The sequence below is a fragment of the Streptomyces pseudogriseolus genome, from assembly GCA_002154585.1.
GTDB classification, from domain to species: Bacteria; Actinomycetota; Actinomycetes; order Streptomycetales; family Streptomycetaceae; genus Streptomyces; species Streptomyces pseudogriseolus.
The window spans coordinates 1-3,291 of the sequence record MUNG01000455.1 but is presented as its reverse complement, the minus strand read 5'-3'; the positions used below and the strand labels follow the sequence as shown (position 1 = coordinate 3,291).

Genomic DNA, 3,291 nt, shown 5'->3' with positions numbered 1-3,291 from the left:
GAGGGAAGGGTGGGGGGTGGTGGTGCGCCGAACGGGTGACGGCGGCGGGCGCCGCGTGTGCGTCGCGTGTGCGCTGCGGGCGGGTCAGCGGGAGATGGCCGTGACCCGTTCGCTCTCCACCCGCTTGTCCAGGGCGTCGGCGTCCAGCTGGTCCAGGTTGCGGCACAGCACCACGGAGCCGCCGGTCGCCAGGGGCGCGTACAGCCCCGCGTTCAGCCCCTCCCACGTGTCGTACGGCAGCCCCGACAGGATTCGCGAGCCCGGGCCGGTCAGCCCGAGGTCCGGCGCCTCCGCGCGCGCCCGCTCGACGACCTCCGCGCCCGAGAACTCCCGGCCCGCCACGATCAGCGCCGGCTCCTCCGGGTCGACGGGCGCGTACGGCACGAACCGGTCGCCCTGTCCCGGCACCTCCACGGCATAGTCGGCGAAGCCCTCCGGCGGCTGCGGGAAGCGCCCGCCGAGCGGCCGCAGCGCCAGCGCGACCCGCGGGCCCGAGCAGGCGCGGGCGGCCTCCAGCGACTCCGGCTCCGGGCCGCTCACCACCACGTCCGCCGCGGACGGGTCGCCGCCGACGTCCGCGACCACGCCGACCGACGCGCACGCCAGCAGCCACACCGCGGTCTGCCAGTGCGCGGGCAGCAGCAGGGTCACCCGGTCGCCCGGTTCGACGGACAGTTCGTCCTGGAGCAGGTTGGCGGTCTTGGCCACCCAATTGGCGAAGGTGGCCACGGACAATTCGACCCGTTCGCCCGTGGCGTCGTCGTAGAAGGTCACCAGGGGGCGTCCCGGGTCCGCGGCGAGCGCGGAACTCAGCAGGTCGGCAGGGGTGCGGTCGGTGGCGTTCACCCCGGCAAGGGTACGCGGCCCCGGCCGCGCGCACCCTCCGCGCGGGCCACACCCGGGCCACCGGTTCGGGGGAACGGCAGCCGACGCCCCGTCATATGAACGATGGACAGATTTGTCTGACTATGTCCAAGCTCAGGGGCATGCGTGGAATTCTTGCTTCCTCAATCGGCGTCACCTGCGCCGCGGCCCTCGCCCTCCCGCTCGCCCTTCCCGCCGCCGCGTCCGCGGGGCCGGGGGCGCCGGTGGCGGGCGTGGCCACGCGTACCGCGGAGACGGCCGACGCCCGAGTCGATGTCCCCGGCAGCACCCAGTCGCTGCCCCTGCAGTCCCTCACCCACGACCGTGCCTCCGGCGCCGTCCTCGGGCTGACGCCCCGGACGGTGCGGACCTTCTCCCTCCTCGGCGTCGTCTGGGACGACCCCTCCGCCGACCTGCACGGCCGCGTGCAGGTCCGCACCCGTGCGGCCGGCACGGGGGAGTGGTCCGACTGGCAGGACGTCGAGACCCACTACACCGAGCACGGCGCGGACCCGGACTCCCCCGAGGCCGCCTCCGGGCAGGTACGGGGCGCCACCGCGCCGCTGTGGGTGGGGGAGTCGGACGGGGTCGAGGTACGGGTGCTGCCGGGGACGGGGTCCGGGGAGTCCGGAGGGTCCGGTGGGGCGGTGGAGCGGGGTGCGCCCGAGCCGCAGGGGGATGTGGACCCGGCTGACGTGACGTCAGGTGAGGTGTCCGCCCTGCCGGCCGGTCTGCGGCTCGATCTGGTGGATCCGGGGGAGGAGGGGGCCACCGAGGGCGCCGAGCCCGCCGAGGGTGGCGAAGGCCCTCGTACGGGCGTCATGACCGCCGCGGCCAAGGCCGCCTCCGCCGCCAACTCCGCCCTCGTGCCGCTCGGCGCCGTCGAGATCCCCTCCCTCACCGCCGAGGAGACCCGGGAGGAGCTCACCGCCCTGCGCGGCGCCGACCTGACCGAGCAGCAGCAGGCCACGCCGTACATCGGACCCCGCCCCGCCATCGTCACCCGGGCCGGCTGGGGAGCGGACGAGAGCCTGCGCGAGAAGAGCTTCGTCTACACCAGCAAGGTCAAGGCGGCCTTCGTGCACCACACCGCCTCCGGCAACAACTACTCCTGCTCGCAGGCGCCGTCCCTGATCCGCGGCTTCTACCGCTACCACACGAGAAGCCTGGGCTGGCGCGACATCGGCTACAACTTCCTCGTCGACAAGTGCGGCCGCATCTACGAGGGCCGGGCCGGCGGTGTGGCGAAGCCGGTGAAGGGCGCGCACACCATGGGGTTCAACACCAACACCACCGGCATCGCCGTCATCGGCTCCTACGGCTCCAAGAAACCGTCGTCCAAGGCGGTCAAGGCCGTCGCCCGGCTCACCGCCTGGAAGCTCGGGCTGCACGGCATGAACCCGAAGAAGAAGACATCCCTGACGTCCGGAGGGGGCAACCTGTACGCGAAAGGCAAGAAGGTGAAGATGAAGGTGATCTCCGGTCACCGCGACGGGTTCAACACCTCCTGCCCCGGGGGGAAGCTGTACAAGAAGCTGAGCAGCGTGCGGTCCAAGGCGGCCAAGTACCAGGGCCGCTGAGGGCGCTCCGCGCCGACCCTGCCGGCGGCCGTCTGCATACACTGACCGGCCGAAAGAGACAGTTCGGCCGGTCCCGGCAGGAAGCAGAGACGACAGGTGACAGAAGCGATCCTCCTGGTCGGCGGCAAGGGCACGCGGCTGCGCCCGCTCACGGTGCACACGCCCAAGCCGATGCTCCCGGCGGCCGGGGTGCCGTTCCTCACGCATCAGCTCGCGCGGGCGCGCGCGGCGGGCGTGGAGCACATCGTCCTCGCCACGTCGTACCTGGCCGAGGTGTTCGAACCGCACTTCGGCGACGGGTCCGCGCTGGGACTGCACCTCGAGTACGTCACGGAGGAGGAACCGCTCGGCACGGGCGGGGCCATCCGCAACGTCGCCTCGCTGCTGCGCTCCGGGCCGGACGAGCCGGTGCTGGTGTTCAACGGGGACATCCTGACGGGCCTGGACATCGGGGCGCTGGTGCGGACGCACGAGACGTCGGGGGCCGATGTCTCGCTGCATCTGACGCGGGTGACCGATCCGCGCGCGTACGGGCTGGTGCCGACGGACGGGGCGGGGCGGGTGCTGGCGTTCCTGGAGAAGCCGCAGACGCCCGAGGAGATCGTCACCGACCAGATCAACGCGGGGGCGTACGTGTTCCGGCGGTCGGTCATCGACACGATCCCGGCCGGGCGGGTGGTGTCGGTGGAGCGGGAGACCTTCCCCGGGCTGTTGGCGGCCGGGGCGCACCTTCAGGGGATGGTCGACTCGACGTACTGGCTGGACCTCGGGACGCCGGCGACGGCGCCTTCCCCAGCACCAGGTCCGCCGACCCCCGCACGAACGCCGCCGGCGTCCCGAGGTCCAG

The 3,291-nt window shown here is 73.0% G+C and carries 3 protein-coding genes; 2 read left to right on the top strand and 1 reads right to left on the bottom strand.

All coding sequences use genetic code 11. The features are described from left to right. Positions 1 to 84: 84 nt before the first annotated feature. Positions 85 to 846: a TIGR03089 family protein gene (locus CCN29_RS30765; protein ID WP_006134679.1), complete on the bottom strand. Its 762-nt coding sequence runs from the start codon at positions 844 to 846 to the stop codon at positions 85 to 87. Positions 847 to 986: 140 nt separating this feature from the next. Between CCN29_RS30765 and CCN29_RS30760 the strand changes: the two genes are divergently transcribed. Beyond that, entirely contained in the window at positions 987 to 2,444 is a 1,458-nt protein-coding gene (locus tag CCN29_RS30760; RefSeq protein ID WP_442538575.1) for a peptidoglycan recognition protein family protein, read from the top strand. A gap of 96 nt (positions 2,445 to 2,540) precedes the next feature. Next, a partial coding sequence (locus CCN29_RS30755) for a nucleotidyltransferase family protein (RefSeq protein ID WP_442538574.1) occupies positions 2,541 to 3,291 on the top strand: 751 nt, incomplete at its 3' end.

Bases quoted from the DNA above. Each gene is read 5' to 3' on its own strand.
- CCN29_RS30760 (WP_442538575.1), top strand. From the start codon at position 987: ATGCGTGGAATTCTTGCTTCCTCAATCGGCGTCACCTGCGCCGCGGCC.